Annotated in this window: 19 protein-coding genes; all 19 read right to left on the bottom strand. The window is 36.5% G+C overall.

Translation table 11 applies throughout. The features are described from left to right. Nucleotides 1-6: 6 nt before the first annotated feature. A complete protein-coding gene (gene dxr, locus DIS06_RS08340; RefSeq protein WP_110112801.1) occupies nucleotides 7-1161 on the bottom strand; it encodes a 1-deoxy-D-xylulose-5-phosphate reductoisomerase in 1155 nt (384 codons plus the stop codon). A gap of 37 nt (nucleotides 1162-1198) precedes the next feature. Then, the gene (locus tag DIS06_RS08345) at nucleotides 1199-1987 is read right to left on the bottom strand and encodes a phosphatidate cytidylyltransferase (protein ID WP_110112802.1); all 789 of its coding nucleotides are present in this window, start codon (nucleotides 1985-1987) and stop codon (nucleotides 1199-1201) included. Between the two features lie 18 nt (nucleotides 1988-2005). Then, nucleotides 2006-2788, bottom strand: coding sequence for an undecaprenyl pyrophosphate synthase (locus DIS06_RS08350; protein ID WP_110112803.1), 783 nt, complete (start codon nucleotides 2786-2788; stop codon nucleotides 2006-2008). Between the two features lie 136 nt (nucleotides 2789-2924). Next, a complete protein-coding gene (gene frr, locus DIS06_RS08355) occupies nucleotides 2925-3482 on the bottom strand; it encodes a ribosome recycling factor (RefSeq protein WP_110112804.1) in 558 nt (185 codons plus the stop codon). A gap of 2 nt (nucleotides 3483-3484) precedes the next feature. Continuing rightward, nucleotides 3485-4207 carry a UMP kinase gene (gene pyrH, locus DIS06_RS08360; protein WP_110112805.1) on the bottom strand — a complete coding sequence of 241 codons (723 nt, stop codon included), beginning with the start codon at nucleotides 4205-4207 and terminating at the stop codon, nucleotides 3485-3487. A gap of 81 nt (nucleotides 4208-4288) precedes the next feature. After that, nucleotides 4289-5170 carry a translation elongation factor Ts gene (gene tsf / locus DIS06_RS08365; protein ID WP_110112806.1) on the bottom strand — a complete coding sequence of 294 codons (882 nt, stop codon included), beginning with the start codon at nucleotides 5168-5170 and terminating at the stop codon, nucleotides 4289-4291. Nucleotides 5171-5269: 99 nt separating this feature from the next. Further along, nucleotides 5270-5986 carry a 30S ribosomal protein S2 gene (rpsB, locus tag DIS06_RS08370; RefSeq protein ID WP_110112807.1) on the bottom strand — a complete coding sequence of 239 codons (717 nt, stop codon included), beginning with the start codon at nucleotides 5984-5986 and terminating at the stop codon, nucleotides 5270-5272. A gap of 151 nt (nucleotides 5987-6137) precedes the next feature. Beyond that, a complete protein-coding gene (locus DIS06_RS08375) occupies nucleotides 6138-6665 on the bottom strand; it encodes a hypothetical protein (protein WP_110112808.1) in 528 nt (175 codons plus the stop codon). 22 nt (nucleotides 6666-6687) lie between these two features. Beyond that, a complete protein-coding gene (locus DIS06_RS08380) occupies nucleotides 6688-7449 on the bottom strand; it encodes a FliA/WhiG family RNA polymerase sigma factor (RefSeq protein ID WP_110112809.1) in 762 nt (253 codons plus the stop codon). A gap of 102 nt (nucleotides 7450-7551) precedes the next feature. Next, nucleotides 7552-8049: a chemotaxis protein CheD gene (locus DIS06_RS08385; RefSeq protein ID WP_204166774.1), complete on the bottom strand. Its 498-nt coding sequence runs from the start codon at nucleotides 8047-8049 to the stop codon at nucleotides 7552-7554. Next, the gene (locus DIS06_RS08390) at nucleotides 8039-8683 is read right to left on the bottom strand and encodes a chemotaxis protein CheC (protein WP_110112810.1); all 645 of its coding nucleotides are present in this window, start codon (nucleotides 8681-8683) and stop codon (nucleotides 8039-8041) included. The genes DIS06_RS08385 and DIS06_RS08390 overlap by 11 nt, the downstream gene beginning before the upstream one ends. Then, complete coding sequence (locus DIS06_RS08395) at nucleotides 8680-9126, bottom strand: chemotaxis protein CheW (protein WP_110112811.1); 447 nt, start codon at nucleotides 9124-9126, stop codon at nucleotides 8680-8682. Before DIS06_RS08395 ends, DIS06_RS08390 begins: the two co-directional genes overlap by 4 nt. A 43-nt stretch (nucleotides 9127-9169) precedes the next feature. Beyond that, nucleotides 9170-11188 (bottom strand): chemotaxis protein CheA, encoded by a 2019-nt coding sequence (locus tag DIS06_RS08400; protein ID WP_110112812.1) that lies wholly within the window; start codon nucleotides 11186-11188, stop codon nucleotides 9170-9172. Between the two features lie 14 nt (nucleotides 11189-11202). Next, nucleotides 11203-12306, bottom strand: a complete 1104-nt coding sequence (locus DIS06_RS08405) for a protein-glutamate methylesterase/protein-glutamine glutaminase (RefSeq protein WP_110113026.1) — start codon at nucleotides 12304-12306, stop codon at nucleotides 11203-11205. A 7-nt stretch (nucleotides 12307-12313) separates the two neighbouring features. After that, entirely contained in the window at nucleotides 12314-13180 is an 867-nt protein-coding gene (locus DIS06_RS08410; protein ID WP_110112813.1) for a MinD/ParA family protein, read from the bottom strand. Between the two features lies 1 nt (nucleotide 13181). Further along, a complete protein-coding gene (gene flhF, locus DIS06_RS08415) occupies nucleotides 13182-14297 on the bottom strand; it encodes a flagellar biosynthesis GTPase FlhF (RefSeq protein ID WP_110112814.1) in 1116 nt (371 codons plus the stop codon). Next, complete coding sequence (flhA, locus tag DIS06_RS08420) at nucleotides 14297-16336, bottom strand: flagellar biosynthesis protein FlhA (protein WP_110112815.1); 2040 nt, start codon at nucleotides 16334-16336, stop codon at nucleotides 14297-14299. Before flhA ends, flhF begins: the two co-directional genes overlap by 1 nt. A 46-nt stretch (nucleotides 16337-16382) precedes the next feature. Further along, on the bottom strand, nucleotides 16383-17459 hold the full coding sequence (gene flhB / locus DIS06_RS08425) for a flagellar biosynthesis protein FlhB (protein ID WP_110112816.1): 1077 nt from the start codon (nucleotides 17457-17459) through the stop codon (nucleotides 16383-16385). Between the two features lie 2 nt (nucleotides 17460-17461). Beyond that, nucleotides 17462-18238, bottom strand: a complete 777-nt coding sequence (gene fliR / locus DIS06_RS08430; RefSeq protein WP_110112817.1) for a flagellar biosynthetic protein FliR — start codon at nucleotides 18236-18238, stop codon at nucleotides 17462-17464. Nucleotides 18239-18240 lie beyond the last annotated feature (2 nt).

The following is an 18240-nucleotide window of genomic DNA, read 5'->3' on the forward strand; positions in this document are numbered from 1 at the left end:
TGGGTATTACCCCCTTTTAGTAGTTAAAGATCTAACAAACTGCCTTGCTTCTAAATCTACTTCTTTAATGGTTGATAGACAAGGGTTTTGCATTACAGTATGATCCTGCATGGCTTTTTCAATCATATCTTCAATTTGCAAGAATGAAATATGACCATCTAAAAAGGCTGTAACTGCTGCTTCATTTGCTGCATTTAAAACGGTTGGCATCGTTCCGCCTTGTTGTCCTGCTTCAAATGCGAATGCTAAACATCGGAAGCGATTGTAATCCATCTGTGAAAAATGTAACTTACCTACTTCCCATAACTGAAGTCTTTTTGCATTGGATAATTCAAGGCGATTCGGATAAGTTAAGGCATATTGAATAGGAGCACGCATATCAGGAGTACCTAATTGTGCAATGACACTTGTATCCTTAAACTCAACCATTGAATGAATGATACTTTCTTTATGTAACACGACTTCAATCTTATCGTATGGTAAGCCAAACAGCCAATAAGCTTCAATGACTTCTAAGCCTTTATTCATCATTGTTGCAGAATCGATTGTGATTTTAGCACCCATTGACCAATTAGGATGATTTAAGGCATCTTCCACTGTCACATCTTTTAATTGATCTCTTGTTTTATCACGAAAGCTGCCACCTGATGCTGTCAAGATAATACGCTCAACTGCACGATCATCTTGCCCTTGTAGGCACTGATAAATAGCAGAATGCTCGCTATCTACTGGTAAAATTGGCACATTATATTCTCTTGCCGCCTCCATTACAAGATGACCTGCAGTAACTAACGTTTCTTTATTGGCTAAGGCAATCGGTTTTCCTCTTTTAATTGCTTCAAGTGTTGGTTCTAATCCCACACTTCCTAAAACAGCATTGACTACCACGTCTGCTTCCTTATAAATAGCAGCTTCAACTAATCCTTCGTGACCGTAAGAAAATGTGATATGCGGAAATTCAAGCTGCAATTTGTCTCTGTCTTCCTTATTTAAGACAGAGACAAACTTTGGAGAGCACATTTTAATAATTTTTCTTGCTTCATCAATATTACGACCTATAGAAATAGAAACTAATTGAAAATCGTCTGGATGCATATTAATAACATCCACTGTTTGCTGACCGATAGATCCAGTTGCTCCTAGTAAAGCAATTTTCTTCAAAGTATATTCACTCTCCCCACAACAAAGACATGCTATTTTACAACATTAACAAGAAATATAATATTGGTAAAACAAATAATAAGCTGTCAAATCGATCTAAGATTCCGCCATGACCTGGTAAAATATTTCCTGAATCTTTCACCTCGTAATGACGTTTTAATGCAGATTCTACTAAATCACCAATTTGTCCGAATACGGAAATTACTACCCCCACTAGTAAAAGCTTACTCACTGATTCATCCAACGGGGATAAAAGGCTAAATAAAATAGCCACGACGATGGCACACGCAATGCCACCAACAAATCCTTCGATCGTCTTGTTGGGACTGATTTCAGGCCATAATTTCCTTTTCCCTATAGCTCGTCCAATAAAATAAGCTCCGGAATCAGTAGCCCAAATAAGAAATAAAACAAAAAAGATATACGTTAATGCTTCTTGTCTAATTTCAATGAAATAGTAAAAGCCCATTCCTACATAGATTGTAGACAGCAAAATAAACGCTACATCATCAAATGTAAATTGATTTTTAATTAGTACTGTGTAAGTTAACAAGAGCAGTACAGCTACAAGTGCCACTTCTACTTTATGTTCACTAAATACATGAAAAGTTGAATCCATACTTCTTGGCAATAAGAAAACCCATAACAGCAAGATACTAATCACGCTAGGAAATGACATCATATTAATCTTTTTCATTCGTAATAACTCAAGTACTCCAATTGTTGCTAATAGATATACCATTAACGTAAACGGTAAGCCACCTGCAAACACAATTGGTGCAAACACCGCTATTGCAATAATAGCAGTAATAATGCGTTGTTTCATTATTTGTTCAACACCTTTTTATACACCACCAAAACGGCGACCTCGATTTTGAAATTCTTCAATAGCTTGAATTAAATGCTCTTCTTTAAAGTCTGGCCATAGTACATCGGTAAACCAAAACTCAGTATAAGCGAGTTGCCATAACATAAAGTTACTTAACCTTAGTTCGCCACTCGTGCGTATTAATAAATCTGGATCTGACAGCTCTCTACTCATTAAATAAGATGAGATTGTCTCTTCTGTTAGCTTAGATTCATCCATAAGACCATTCTTGCTATCTTTTACAATAGCTTGAAGCGCTTTGACCATTTCGTCACGACTTCCGTAATTAAGTGCAAAGTTTAAAACAAGCCCTGTATTACTCTTTGTTTCACGAATCGCTTTATTTACAGCAGTTAAAGTATGAGTAGGTAATTCATTTTTATTACCCATTACCCGAACTTGAACATTTTCCTCAATTAATTCAGGAAGAAAAGTCCCCAGGAATTCCTCAGGTAACTTCATAAGAAACTCTACTTCTGTTTTCGGCCTCTTCCAGTTTTCGGTAGAGAATGCATATAATGTTAACACTTTTACACCTAATTCACTTGCAGATTTTGTGATTTGTCGAACTACTTTCATCCCTTCATTATGTCCCATAATCCGAGGAAGTGCTCTTTTTTGAGCCCAGCGTCCGTTTCCATCCATAATAATTGCAATATGCTCAGGAATTGTATGCTTTTTTACTTCTATCTTCCGTGAGGAAAGCGATTCTGATGTTACTGCTTGTTCTTTTTTAAAAAGTTGAAGTTTTTTGAACATGCAAATGTCCCCCGTTGTGTATCGCTACTTTGTACGACTAATCAACGTAGCGATCTCCTATTACACATTATTAACAAAAAAACCCCCTGTAAACAATAGAGGGTCTTTTACAATGTATATTTTACCTTGAAATCAATTAGACTTCCATGATTTCTTGTTCTTTATCTTTTGTAATTGTATCAATTTTTGCGATATACCCATCTGTTAGCTTTTGGATATCATCACCGTAACCACGTAAATCATCTTCTGTGATTTCGCCATTTTTCTCTAACTTCTTCAGATCATCGTTGCTATCACGACGAATATTACGTACGGCTACTTTTGCTTCTTCTGAAGATTTTTTCACAAGTTTGGCAAGATCGCGACGACGCTCTTCTGTTAAAGCCGGTATCGATAAACGAATAATAGATCCATCACTTGTTGGTGTTAAGCCTAAGTCAGATTTCATAATCGCTTTTTCCACTTCACCAATTTGTGATTTATCATAAGGTTGAATCACTAACATACGAGCTTCCGGAACGCTAATTTGTGCTAATTGATTAACCGGAGTCTGTACACCATAGTATTCTACTGTAATTTTATCAAGTAGAGAAGCACTAGCACGACCTGCACGAATTGAAGCTAATTCGCGAGAATATGCTTGAATTGCTTTTTCCATTCTTTCTTTTGTTGAATCTAATACTTGCTTTGCCATCATTATTTCCCCCTTACAACTGTTCCAATATTTTCACCTAAAACGGCACGTTTAATATTACCTTCTTCCATAATAGAGAAGACAATTAAAGGAATGTCATTGTCCATGCAAAGTGATGAAGCTGTTGAGTCCATAACAGCTAATCCATCTTTTAATACATCGATGTATGATAGCGTTTCATATTTAACCGCATCTGGAACTTTTTGTGGATCTGCATTGTATACACCATCCACATTGTTTTTCGCCATTAAAATGACATCTGCTTCAATCTCCGCAGCACGTAATGCGGCTGTTGTATCTGTTGAGAAATACGGATTACCTGTACCAGCGGCAAAAATGACAACGCGCTTTTTCTCTAGATGACGAACAGCTTTTCTTCTTATGTAGGGCTCTGCTACTTGACGCATCTCAATTGACGTTTGAACACGCGTTTGAACACCTAAGTTTTCAAGACTATCTTGAAGAGCTAAAGAGTTCATAACAGTTGCTAACATGCCCATATAATCAGCAGCGGCACGGTCCATACCCATCTCACTACCAATTTTCCCACGCCAAATGTTGCCGCCACCTACAACCACAGCTACTTCAACGCCTAATTCATATACTTCTTTTACTTGTTCTGCAATTGATTTAATAACTGATGGGTTAATACCGAAGCCATCATCTCCAGCTAACGCCTCACCACTTAATTTCAGAACGATACGATTATATTTTGAAACACTCATATTAAACCTCCATTGTAAAAAGTATGATCCACTTTTTTTCAAAAATAGGGAACACAATGTGCTCCCTATTTAACAGCATTCTTACTTTTTAACTTGGCTCATTACTTCTTCAGCAAAGTTATCTTGACGTTTTTCGATACCTTCACCAACTTCGAAACGTACGAAGCTTTGTACAGTACCACCTTTGCTCTCAACAAATTGACGAACTTTTACATCTGGGTTTTTAACGAATGCTTGATCAAGTAAGCAGATATCTTGGAAATACTTACTTAAGCGTCCTTCTACCATTTTCGCAACAATGTTTTCTGGCTTGCCTTCGTTTAATGCTTGTTGAGTTAACACTTCACGCTCACGATCAGCTTCTTCAGCCGAAACTTGGTCACGTGATACGTATTTAGGGTTGATTGCAGCGATGTGCATTGCTACGTCTTTAGCTGCTTCTTCATCCATTGTACCTGCTAAAAGAGTTAATACTCCAATGCGTCCACCCATGTGTAAATAAGCACCAAATGCATCTGCATCTGTTTTGCTTACAATTTCAAAACGACGTAGAGATAATTTTTCCCCAATTGTTGCAATTGCAGAGTTGATGTGTTCTTGAACAGTTGTTCCACTTTCCATCTTTTGCTCTAAAGCTTCTTCAGCTGTAGCTGGTTTGTTAGCTAAAAGGTGTGCAGCTAATTCTTTTGTTAACTTTTGGAAACCTTCGTTCTTTGCAACGAAATCTGTTTCAGAGTTTACTTCTAAGATTACTGCATCGTTTCCATTTACTTCAATGAAAGTTAAACCTTCTGCAGCGATACGGTCAGCTTTTTTAGCAGCTTTTGCAATACCTTTTTCGCGAAGGTAATCGATTGCTTTGTCCATGTCACCATCAGTTTCAGTTAGTGCTTTTTTACAATCCATCATACCTGCACCAGTTTTTTCACGTAATTGTTTTACCATTTGAGCTGTAATTGCCATATTCATAATCCTCCTAAAATGAAGTATGTATATAAAATATTAAATCCGTGTTAAAAAAGGTGATAAAAGGCTTATTCCCTCTTATCACCTTTCGCTCAATTAAGCAGTTGTAGTTTCAGTTGCTACTGTTTCTTCACCTTGTTTAGCTTCTAGGATTGCATCAGCAATTTTAGAAGTTAAAAGTTTTACAGCGCGAATTGCATCATCGTTTGCAGGGATTACATAGTCGATTTCGTCTGGATCACAGTTTGTGTCAACGATACCAACAATAGGAATATTTAATTTTTTAGCTTCCGCCACTGCAATACGCTCTTTACGAGGATCGATGATGAATAGTGCATCTGGAAGTTTCTTCATATCTTTAATACCGCCTAAGAACTTCTCAAGACGCTCTAACTCTTTGTTAAGTTGAACTACTTCTTTTTTAGGTAGTACATCAAATGTACCATCTTCTTGCATTTTCTCGATATCTTTTAAACGTTTGATACGTTTTTGGATTGTAGAGAAGTTTGTTAAAGTACCACCTAACCAACGTTGGTTAACGAAGTACATACCAGCGCGAGCTGCTTCTTCTTTAACAGAATCTTGAGCTTGTTTCTTCGTACCTACGAATAACATTGTACCGCCTTCAGCAGCAAGCTCTTTTACGAAGCTGTAAGCTTCTTCTACTTTTTTTACTGTTTTTTGAAGATCGATGATATAGATGCCGTTACGCTCAGTGAAGATATATTTCTTCATTTTTGGGTTCCAACGGCGAGTTTGGTGACCGAAATGTACACCAGCTTCAAGTAATTGTTTCATTGAAATTACTGACATTAGTGTTTCCTCCTAAATGGTTTTTTTTCCTCCGCTTATTTCATCTTTAGTCAAGACTACGTTTGTAGCACCATCGACTAAATCCAGTAAGCGTGTGTATTAACACCAAAAACAAATATAGCATACTCAATTGTGACTAGCAAGCACAATTTCAACTTTCTTGTCGAAATTGTAACATTAGTTCAATCTCCGTCTTACCTCTATGTAAATTCTTGGCTATTTCTTCTATTGTTAACCCCTTTTTTTCTAAAAAAATCGCTTTTTCTTTTATCTGTTCTAGAGATAACTCATTGTGCTCGTCTTCGTCCTCGTTGCTTCTCTGTTTTTTTAATACTTTTGTATCGCTATCATTTATTTGTTTTTCTTCATCAAATAGTTCCGTTAAACTTTCTGTTGGTTCACTTTTTAAATCGACGGATGAAACAAACGTTTTTTTAGCTGTCGATGCAAAAGGTTGACTAGACTTTTCTTTAGGCTGATTTAATCTCATAAAAAAATCATCATTTTGCTCTTTTATTTCTGTCACATAAGCTAGTACAATCTCTTCCATTTCACGAATGGTCTGTTGTTGTTTCTTTTCTAACTCCTTTACACGAGAAAGCTGCATGTACAAGAGCACAATGCAAAACAAAGACAAGCCGTGAATAAGAAAACTAATAACAATTAATAGTGTTGTCATGTTAAATCCTCTAGTATTTATTTTAAATAATTTTACTTAAAGTCGTCCGAAGTTTAAAAATGGCCTTTGAATGAATTTGTGAAATTCTCGAAGTGGATAATCCTAATACTGTCCCTATCTCTGTGAACGTTAGCTCTTCTTTATAAAATAAAGATAAAACGATTTGCTCTTTTTCGTTTAACTCCTTAATGACTTCACTGAGCTCTTTTACTGTTTCTAGTTTCACAACTTCTTCTTCAGGAGAAACCACTTTTTCATCTTTAATCGTATAGGTTTGGTAATCAGAGTCATCTGATTCTCTAGCTTGATCTTCAATCGATAGTACATTAGCAAAAAAACCTTCGCTAATTGACTGAAGAACCTCTTCTTCTGTTAACCCAACTTCTTGTGCAATCTCACTTGGTGTTACATTTCGTAAATAACGCTGTTCAAGCTGTTCAATTGTACTTTCAATTCGTTTAGCTTTCTCTCTTGCACTTCGTGACAACCAATCCTCTTTACGAAGGCCATCTAAGATAGCTCCTCTCACTCTAAATGACGCATATGTATCAAATTTTAATTCACGTCCATGATCAAACTTTTCTAATGCATCATATAAACCAATTAAACCTAAACTTCTTAACTCATCTTTATTAATTGTCTTTGGTAAGCTCACTGCCATTCGCTGTACATGATAATTAACAAGAGGTATATATTTTCTGACTAACATATTGCCAGCATGAGGATCTCGTGATTGAATCCACTGTTCCCAATACTGCTGCTCTTCGCTTGTCGAGAGCTTCACGAAAATTCCCCTCCCTTATTAGTATTTGACACAACCTATCTATGTCGATTAGACCAAGGCAAACAATTACTACCTTAATTTATAATTGTCAATCAACTCACATTAGATTTCTGAAACCCCAAAATTTACTGTACGAATCGTAAGAACTCCCGTTTTTGGATTAAACTCAATTGTTCTTCCATTTTGTCCACCTGTGTCTTGCGCAACAATTGGAATACCATACTTTTTTAACTGTAATGTAACAGCCTGTACATTTCTCGGACCAATCCTCATCAAGTCGTTGGTAGAATGAAATTGGAACATTTGAGCACCGCCTGCCATCTTTGCCTTTAGTTGAAATCTACTAGCCCCTTGTACAAGTAACTCTTTCATTAAAGAATCAATCGCTGTATCTGCATACTTCGCTTTATTCACTTCACCGCTTTTAGCTAACGAAGAATCTGGTAACATAATATGAGCGAGTCCAGCAATACTATGATGCAGGTCATATAAAACGACACCTACACATGAGCCTAGTCCTGCTGTACGAATTAAAAATGGGGCTTTTACAACACTTAAGTCAGCAATTCCTACTTTAATAACATTTGAATTATGAATCATAATCAGCAACTCCAAGTGCGGTGAAAATTGGTTGTAGAGATCCCGGATTAGGTACAAGTAAAAAGTGCCCCTTCACTAACGGCTGTTTGTTTAATTCTGTGCGTGTTAAGACTGTATCAATTACGATAACTGAATCGCTTTGTTGTAGCACTTCTAATAAACCGTTACTTAGTACAGCTCCAACCATATCTATACATAAGCTTGGTACAGATGGAAGCAACGATAAATTTGTAAAGTCTGACAAAGAAGATACATACGACCCTGATAATATATTTCCTAATTCTTTTAAAGCTGATAAAGCTAACTCTGACAGGCGCAGTTGCTCAATGGAAGAAATATTTTCATCCAGCATGACCTGTAAGAATTCATAGGCTTCTTCAAGAGGCAAGAAGAAAAATAAATTGCTTGGTATATCACCTTCAACTTGTAAAAACACACTTACAACAACATGATCTGGGCCTCCGATTAAATTGATTGCTTCACTAACGCTTGCAACCTTTACATCAGGTACACTCATGTTAATAGGCATTTTTAACAAACTCGACAACGCGGTAGCTGAATGTGCTGCACCAATATTTCCAATCTCCTTGAGCACATCACGATGTGTTGAATTTAACGATTCTTTCTCACTCATACTTTCTTCGTCTCAGCTTCCTTATGAACGTTTAATACTTTTTGTAAATTTAATAAAATGAGTAATCGTTTATCAATTTTAATAACACCGTTTAAATAATCGATGCCAATTCCATCCACCACTTCAGGGGGAGGCTCGATGTCTCCCTCCTTAATATCAACAACATCATTAGCTGCATCAACGATTAAACCCACTTCTATATCGTCTATCGAAACAATAATAATCCTCGTGTTCTCTGTATAGTCAACTGATGTCAGACCAAAGCGGCTACGCAAGTCAATAATAGGCGTGACAACTCCTCTTAAATTAATAACACCTTTTACAAATGGTACAGTTCGAGGAACTCGCGTAATATGCTGTAATTTCTCAATTGACTTTACTTGGTTAACCGGAATTCCGTACTCTTCATCTTGTAGCTGAAAAATAATCGTTTTCATTTCCATTGCAAGGCTCCCTTTCTTTTCTATTTACCCTATAACTCAACCATTATTTAATCAATGCATTACAATCAATAATTAGCGCGACTTGTCCATCTCCTAAAATAGTGGCCCCAGATATAGCAAACACATTCGTCAAATACGTTCCAAGTGCTTTTAAAACGACTTCTTGTTGACCGATGAAAGAATCGACAATTAAGCCAGCCATTTTATCACCTTTTTTCACAATAACAACTGAACAAAACTCTTCTTCTTTCACGTCTCCGGGAACTTCAAATACATCTTTCAAGTTAACAAGAGGCACAATCCTTCCGCGAAAATCAATTACTTTTTGACTATGAGCATGTAAAATGTCTTCTTTTTTTACAATGGCTGTTTCAATGATAGAAGATAACGGCAATGCATACTTCTCATCCGCAATCTCGACTAACAGAACCGAGATAATAGACAGTGTTAATGGCAATTGAATAGAAAAGATTGAACCATATCCTTCTCTTGAATCAACAGAAACCGTTCCTCCTAATGACTCAATCGTATTTTTCACCACATCTAGTCCAACTCCGCGACCAGAAACATCAGAAATCTTGTCTGCGGTTGAAAATCCTGATGCAAAGATTAATTCACTTGCTTGTCTATCTGTTAAATTAGCCGCTGCTTGTTCACTAATAACTCCTTTAGAGATCGCTTTCTTCAATACTTTTTCTCGGTTAATTCCAGCACCATCATCTTCAATGTCGATAAATACGTAATTTCCGCTATGGTACGCTTTTAGACGAACTGTACCTTCTTCACTTTTTCCTTTTTGTTGTCGAACATGAGGCATCTCTACTCCATGATCAATTGAATTACGAAGAAGATGCACAAGAGGATCGCCGATTTCATCAATAACTGTTCGATCAAGCTCTGTTTCTGCACCAACAATTTCTAGGTTAATCTTTTTCCCTAAATCCTTTGCAAGTTGACGAACCATTCGAGGGAAGCGATTAAACACCGTCTCAACAGGTACCATTCTCATGTTTAGAATAATATTTTGTAGATCACTCGATATACGTGACATTCTCTCTACCGTTTCATTCAATTCAGCATTTTTCAAATCCTTCGATATTTGCTCTAAACGCCCTCGATCAATGACAAGCTCTTCAAACAAATTCATCAAACTATCAAGTCGATCAATATTTACTCTTATTGTTTTTTGTGTAGCTTGAGACTTTTGTGTTGACTGTTGATTTGCTTGTACTTCTTGTTTCTCTTTTATTTCTATTTGTTGAACATTCTTTTCAACATTCTCTACATTCACTTCTTCTTGATTTTCTTCTGTAGAAACTTCTATGACATCTACGCTTGTAATTTCCGATACTTTTAAAATACGCTTTTTAACTTCCTCTTGATCTAGTTTTGTTAAAAGTGTAATAAGGAAGGTGGAATCAAATCTTTCTTCCTCAAGTTGTTGAACTTCTGGTACAGTTTTGATAACTTCACCCATTTGCTCAACAACTTCGAATACCATATAGACTCTAGCCGCTTTTAACAAACAATTTTGTTGCAATGTGACCATCACTTCTAATACGTTAAATCCTTGTTCTTTTGACTGTACAATGACAGTTTTTTCGAAATCATCATATGTTAGAGCAAAAGAAGGTCCACTTACCTCTTCATTTGTTTCTTTCTCTTTAGGCTTCTCTTCACAATCACCGTGTTCAATTCTTTGTAATCTAGCAACAATTTCATTCACATCACGCTTGCCGTCCCCACCATTAGCAATTGACTGTACCATGGCTTCTAAGTCATCGATTGAGCCAAATACAACATCTAACACACTTGTCGTGACTGTAACTTTGTGATTTCGTATTGCATCTAAAACATTTTCCATCATATGAGTTAAATTGGCTAAATCATCAAAACCCATTGTAGCGGACATACCTTTTAATGTATGTGCTGAACGAAAAATTTCATTCACAATCGCTATATTACTAGGTTCTTTTTCAAGAGCTAACAAGTGATCGTTAATATTTTGTAAGTGCTCCTTACTCTCTTCAATAAAAACTTCTAAATATTGAGCCATTTCCATGACGATGACACCCCTTACAGTTTCTTTATATATTCTGTTATTTTATTTGAAATCCGGTAAAGTGGCTCAACACAATCTACCAGACTAGTTGCTATTGCAGCTTTAGGCATTCCATATACAACGGATGTTTCCTCTGACTCAGCGATTGCTTTTGTATTACCAGAACCTTTTAATTTCTTTAAGCCTTCTGTTCCATCTGATCCCATCCCTGTTAGAATAACCGCTATTCTTTTATAGTCATGCAATAAACTAATTGATTCAAACAGTCGATCTACTGCAGGTCGATGGCCTCTAATAGGTTCTGATTTATCAAGATTTAACGCTAAAGATGCTCCTACTTTTTTAACCGTTAAATGCAGACCTCCCGGAGCAATGTAAGCTGTTCCTGACTTTAAAACTTCACCATTTTCTGCTTCTTTCACGGGAATTGAACATAGAGCATTGAGTCTTGTTGCTAACGACTTTGTAAATCCCGAAGGCATATGTTGAACAATGACAATTGGTGCGTCGATTTGCTTAGGTAATCCCTTTAATACTTCCTGTAACGCTTTTGGACCGCCTGTGGACGTGCCGATACAAACGATTTTTTTACTATGTTTCGTTATTGTTGGCGTTAACGACTTAGTTAGTTCTATTTTACTAGTATCTTCCCGCAAAAAAGAAGCCTGCTTGATAACTGAATCATTTGACATACGTTTGTTATGAAAGACACTTATATTGGCTTGACTAGCCATCATCACTTTCTCAACCAATGCTTCTTTTACTTTATGTAAATCTAGCGAAATAGCTCCAGATGGCTTTGCTAAAAAGTCTACTGCCCCGTATTCCAAAGCTAAAATCGTATTTTGCGCACCTTCATACGTTGTGCTTGAAATCATCACGACAGGAATTGGGGTTTGTTTCATAAGTTGTTGAAGCATATCTAAGCCATTCATTTTAGGCATTTCAACATCTAGCGTAATGACATCTGGATTACACAGCTCGATCTTCTTAAGCGCATCTTCACCATTTCTAGCTGTACTGACTACTTGAAAACGGCCATCTTCTTCTAAGAAATCACTGATTAACTTACGCATAAAAGCCGAATCGTCTACAATTAACACCTTCACTTTATGCAATTTCATCCTACCCTTCAAGAAAGAACTTTTTCAACTTCGAAATAAAGCTTGATTTGTCCACTTTCGTTTCTTCTCTACTGCTGTTTAACAGATACTTCTGTGTGATAGACATAATAGATTTACTTGCCTCTGATTTTAAATTGTGTAAAAGGAAGGGTACTTGATTACTAACTGCTTTATAGACCGCTCGATCATCTGGAATAATTCCTAGCAGAGTTGTCTGTCTTTGTAAAAATCTTGTAACAGCTCCATTTAAGCGATGATAAACAGACAGCCCTTCTTTTTCAGAAAGCGCTCGATTAATGACAATATGAATAGACGATTGAATATTATGTACAACCATAAATTTTATTGCCGCATACGCATCTGTAACAGAAGTAGGCTCAGGTGTAGAGATAACGACAATCTCTTGAACCGATTGTAAAAAGCTTAACGCTCCTTCTGACATCCCCGCACCCATATCAAAGATTATATAATCATAGTCATCTACCACACTACTAAGCTGAACGATTAAATATTCAATTTTTTCTAAAGATAGTTCAAAGATTGAATTAATTCCTGTTCCTCCAGCAATGTAAGAGATGTTTTCAGGTCCGGTTCTAATAATCTCTTGAATTGTTAACTGTTGATTGAACATATCAACGATTGTCTTTTCAGAAGAGGCCCCCATTAAAATATCAATATTTCCCATTCCAATATCCATATCAAATAGTAGCACATTATAACCTTTTTTAACTAAGGAGAGTGAAAAATTTAACGAAAAGTTTGATTTTCCCACTCCTCCCTTTCCACTTAATACCGCTATCGCTTTCACACTCTTCTGTTTCTGCATCGATTTTAATTGGAGGCGCAAACGTTCAGCTTGGTCGTTCATACTAATTCTCTCCAATTACATAATTTATTATTTTACAAGTATCAGCTTGAGCTAAATCATCTGGCACATTTTGGCCATTTGTTACATAACTCACACCTTTTTTAGTACTAAGAACCATATTGATAATGTTTCCATATGTTTCTGTTTCATCTACCTTTGTAAAAATGAATGAATCAATTGGAAAGGTTGAAAACTGACTATAAATTGCTTTCATATCAGTTAGTTTAGCCGTCATGGCTAGAACAAGAAACGTCTGCATCTCATGATCAAACGAAACAATATTCTGCAAATCTTTCACATACTTAGCTTCTCTGAAATTTCGGCCGGCTGTATCAATGAATACAACATCGTAACTTGAAAATGATTGAATCGCCATTTTAAAGTCTTCCTTGTTGTAACAAACTTCGATTGGTGCACTTAAAATATTCGCATACGTCTTAAGCTGGTCGATTGCTGCAATTCGATACGTATCCGTTGTAATAAATGCAACTTTCTTGTGATGTTTAAGTACACATTCTGCTGCTAACTTAGCTAACGTCGTGGTTTTTCCTACACCAGTAGGTCCCACCACATTAATATACTTTTTGTTAAACGTTATTCCTTCACAAGTATGAACATTTACTTTATCTACAAGCCATTGTTTGACCCACGCTGTTAACTCCGCCTCAGGCTTATTTACATTTAAATAGTGATGCTCTAATAAAGATGGAGTAAGCTCCTCGATGATGCCTTCATCTACTTCTTGTTCTTTCAGTTGCGCTATAATTTCCTTTACAGCCTGTGGATAATGAGTTATGTTATTTAATTGGTTTGATGATAATTGAGTAACTAATGCTTTCAATTCTTTAATTTGACAAGATACACTCTCTTCTCTATCATCAGATGGTTTGACCTTAAATACAGGATTTTCTATTTTTATTTTCTGCTTTTTCGGTCGGCTTTTTTCAACCGTGTCAATTGCTGCAATTACTTCAATGTTTTTCTTTGTAAACATTCCTAGAAAACCACCTGTTTGAACAACTTTTGAGTTTAAAATAACTGCATTATCGCCTAGTTCAGCACGAATGATCTTCATGGCTTCAGGCATCGTAGGCGCCACATATTTTTTTACTTTCATTAGTCAATATTCACCAACCCTACACTTTGAACTTCAACGTTTGCTTCTAATTCGTTGTAAGATAATACCGGAACATGAGGTAAATATCTTTCAATTAACTGTCGTACATACATCCTTACTGCTGGAGAACATAAAAGAATAGGCTTTTGTTCCTGGATAGATGAACGTTCAACTTGTTCAGCAATGTTTTCCACTATTGCTTGAGAAATCGCAGGATCTAAGGACATATAATTACCATGTTCCGTTTGTTGAACACCCTCTGCTAATACTTTCTCTACTCTCCCAGACAATGTAATGACTTTTAACGAATCTCCCTCTATTGCATATTGATTCGTAATTTGTCTTGCCAGTCCTTGCCTCACATACTCAGCAAGTAGATCTGTATCTGAAGTCATCTTTCCGTAATCCGCTAGCACCTCAAAGATAATAGGTAAGTTACGAATTGACACGCGTTCTTTTAATAATTTAGATAGCACTCTTTGCACTTCACCTACTTGAAGAGCGCTAGGCGTCACTTCTTCTACTAAGATTGGATAGGACTCCTTTAAATGATCGATAAGTTGTTTGGTTTCTTGACGCCCTAACAGTTCATGCGCATGAACTTTAATGATTTCTGTAATGTGAGTAGACACAACAGAAGGCGGATCAACAACCGTATAACCAAACATTTCGGCTTGCTCTTTCATCGTATCATTGATCCATTTAGCAGGCATTCCAAATGCAGGCTCCATTGTATCGATTCCCTCTATCGATTCATCTTCTACACCCGGACTAATTGCTAAGTAATGATCGAGTAATACCTCACCTTTAGCCATTTCATTGCCCTTTATCTTTAATCGATATTCGTTCGGTTGTAATTGGATGTTATCTCGTATTCGAACGACTGGTATAACTAAGCCTAACTCTAGCGCAAGCTGACGTCGAATCATAACAATACGATCTAATAAATCTCCACCTTGACTTGTATCGGCAAGCGGAATTAATCCATAACCAAATTCAAATTCAATTGGGTCTACACTTAACAAGTTGACAACACTTTCAGGGCTTTTCATATCATCGACTTGAACTTCTTCTTCAGGAAGGTCTGCTTCTTTTTTCTCCTGATCAGTTTGAACACGCGATAAGAAATATCCTCCAAAACCTAATAAAAGGGCAATTGGCATCGTAATAATATCATTCATCGGCGTTACTAATCCTAGCACGGCAATTGTTACAGCAGTTACGTACAGCATAGCAGGAAAAGCAAGTAATTGCTTTGTAATATCTTGACTTAAATTTCCTGTAGAAGCTGCCCTCGTTACAATAATACCAGTGGCTGTTGAAATCATGAGCGCAGGGATTTGGCTCACAAGGCCATCTCCAACTGTTAACAATGTAAAGGTTTGAGATGCCTCCCCAATACTCATTCCCATTTGCATCATTCCTATAATGATTCCGAATAAAATGTTAATCAATGTAATGACAATTCCTGCGATTGCGTCTCCTTTAACAAATTTACTTGCTCCATCCATTGCTCCATAAAAATCAGCTTCTCGTTGTATCTTTTCACGGCGTTCAATCGCTTGATGTTCTGAAATCATACCTGCGTTTAGATCGGCATCAATACTCATTTGCTTTCCAGGCATTGCATCAAGGGTAAATCGAGCTGCCACTTCTGACACACGCTCCGCCCCTTTTGTAATAACTAAGAATTGAATAATAACCAAAATAACGAATACAACAAATCCAACAAGCGGATTCCCTCCAATAACGAAACTTCCGAACGTTTCAACTACTGTCCCAGCTTCTCCGTCACCTAAAATGGATCGAGTAGTCGATACATTTAAGCCTAGACGATATAAAGTTAAAATGAGCAATAACGATGGGAAGACTGATAACTCTAACGGTTCTTTCATATTCATTGACACGAGTAAAACTAAAAGAGCAAGAGAGATATTCAGCATAATGAGTAGGCTTAAAAGCCATGAAGGCAGTGGGATAACAAGCATCACGATAATTAATACAACACCAACAATGACGGGTAAATCTCTTGCGGACATGAATCATTCTCTCCTTATAGAAAACCATTAAAATAACAATTACACTTTATTTTTTTAGTCGATATACGTAGGCTAAAATTTCTGCAATTGCTTTGAAAAATTCTTCTGGTACAGCATCTCCCACTTTAGCCTGATCATAAAGGGCTCGTGCTAGTGGTCGATTCTCAACCATAGTAATCTCATGACTTGCAGCAACAGCTTTTATTTTCTGGGCAATATAATCGACTCCGCTTGCTACTACAAATGGGGCGTCCATTTTACTTTCATCGTATCTTAAGGCAATGGCATAATGAGTCGGGTTTGTAATGACAACATCTGCTTTCGGAACTTCTTGCATCATCCTTGACATCGCCATTTCTCTTTGCTTTTGTTTAATCTTTGACTTAATGAGTGGGTCTCCCTCAATGTTTTTATGTTCATCTTTTATATCTTGCTTAGACATTCGAATGTTTTTTTCATAGTCATACTTTTGATACATATAGTCAAACGTAGACAAAAACAAAAGAACAAGAGCTCCTGCAACACCCATTTGAAAAGTGAGTTTTGCTAATAAAAATAACCCGTCACTTAAGCTCGCTTGTGAAAGTAACAACACTTCTTCAATATTTAACCAAAGAACAGCAAAAGTGACTACACCAATAAATACGATTTTCAAACTTGACTTTAATAACTCAACAATTGCGCGAATAGAGAAAATACGTTTAGCACCTGATATAGGATTTATTTTCTCAAGCTTTGGTTGAATGGCTTCTGTTGAAAATAAAAAACCGATTTGCATATAATTAGCTGCAACTGCACCTATTAGCGCAACTAACATAATAGGTCCAATTGCAGTTACCATTTTAGGTAACAATTCAAACAGAATCATAAATAAATTGTTTTCCGTGACATCTAGAAGTAAATAGGATTGGAATGTTTGCTTCATCATTAAAGTAATTTGCTTTAAAGCAAAGCTTCCTCCAAACCATAAATATAAAAACACAATCAATAGTACAATAGCTGTACTGACATCTTGACTCTTAGCGACTTGTCCCTTTTTTCGAGAATCTTGACGCTTTTTCGGTGTTGCTTTTTCTGTTTTCTCACCAGCGAAGTATTGTAAATCTAAACGCACAAGCATCATTGCTACACTCCTCCTAGAATCGCAATGAGCCCGCGCATTGCTTTTAACATTTCTTCAAAAATCCCTTGCATGACAAGAAAAAAGCTTGCCATAACAACAATCAACAGAATAAACGTGACCATTATTTTCAGTGGAAAACCAACAACAAAAATATTTAATTGTGGGACCGTTCTTGCTACAATCCCTAGTGCTACGTCCACAAGTAAAAGTGAACCAACAATTGGTAAAGACATTTGTACAGCAACTAAAAACATAGTGGAAAACGTTTTTATTACATGCATCACAAACACTTCACTTCCAATAGAAAAGAAAAGCTCCTGAACACCAATTACTTGATAGCTATAATAAATTCCATCTATTAATAAATGATGACCATTTGTCGATAATAAAAATAAAAGAGCAAATACATATAAATATTGTCCTAACAAAGGACTCTGAGCTCCGGTTTGTGGATCAATTACATTTGCAATGGCAAAACCCATTTGAAAGTCAATTAAACCACCTGCAATTTGAATTGCCATAATCATGATATAAGCAATTAACCCTATCATAAGCCCTACCATACACTCTTTTAAAATCAACATAAAATACATGTTATTTAATTCCATAGTAGGAGCATTAATTGTTGTCACTGCTACAACTGATAGTGCTACAGCTAACCCCATTTTATGTGTTGCCGGAATTGTACGATAAGAGAACAAAGGAACTGTTAAAATAAAGGACGCCATTCGAACAAACATGAGTAAAAACGTTGGGTAGACAAGTAACAATTGTTCCATAT

Origin of the sequence: Bacillus sp. CGMCC 1.16541 (assembly GCF_003184905.1) — a bacterium.
In the GTDB taxonomy this organism is placed as follows: domain Bacteria; phylum Bacillota; class Bacilli; order Bacillales; family Bacillaceae_H; genus Priestia.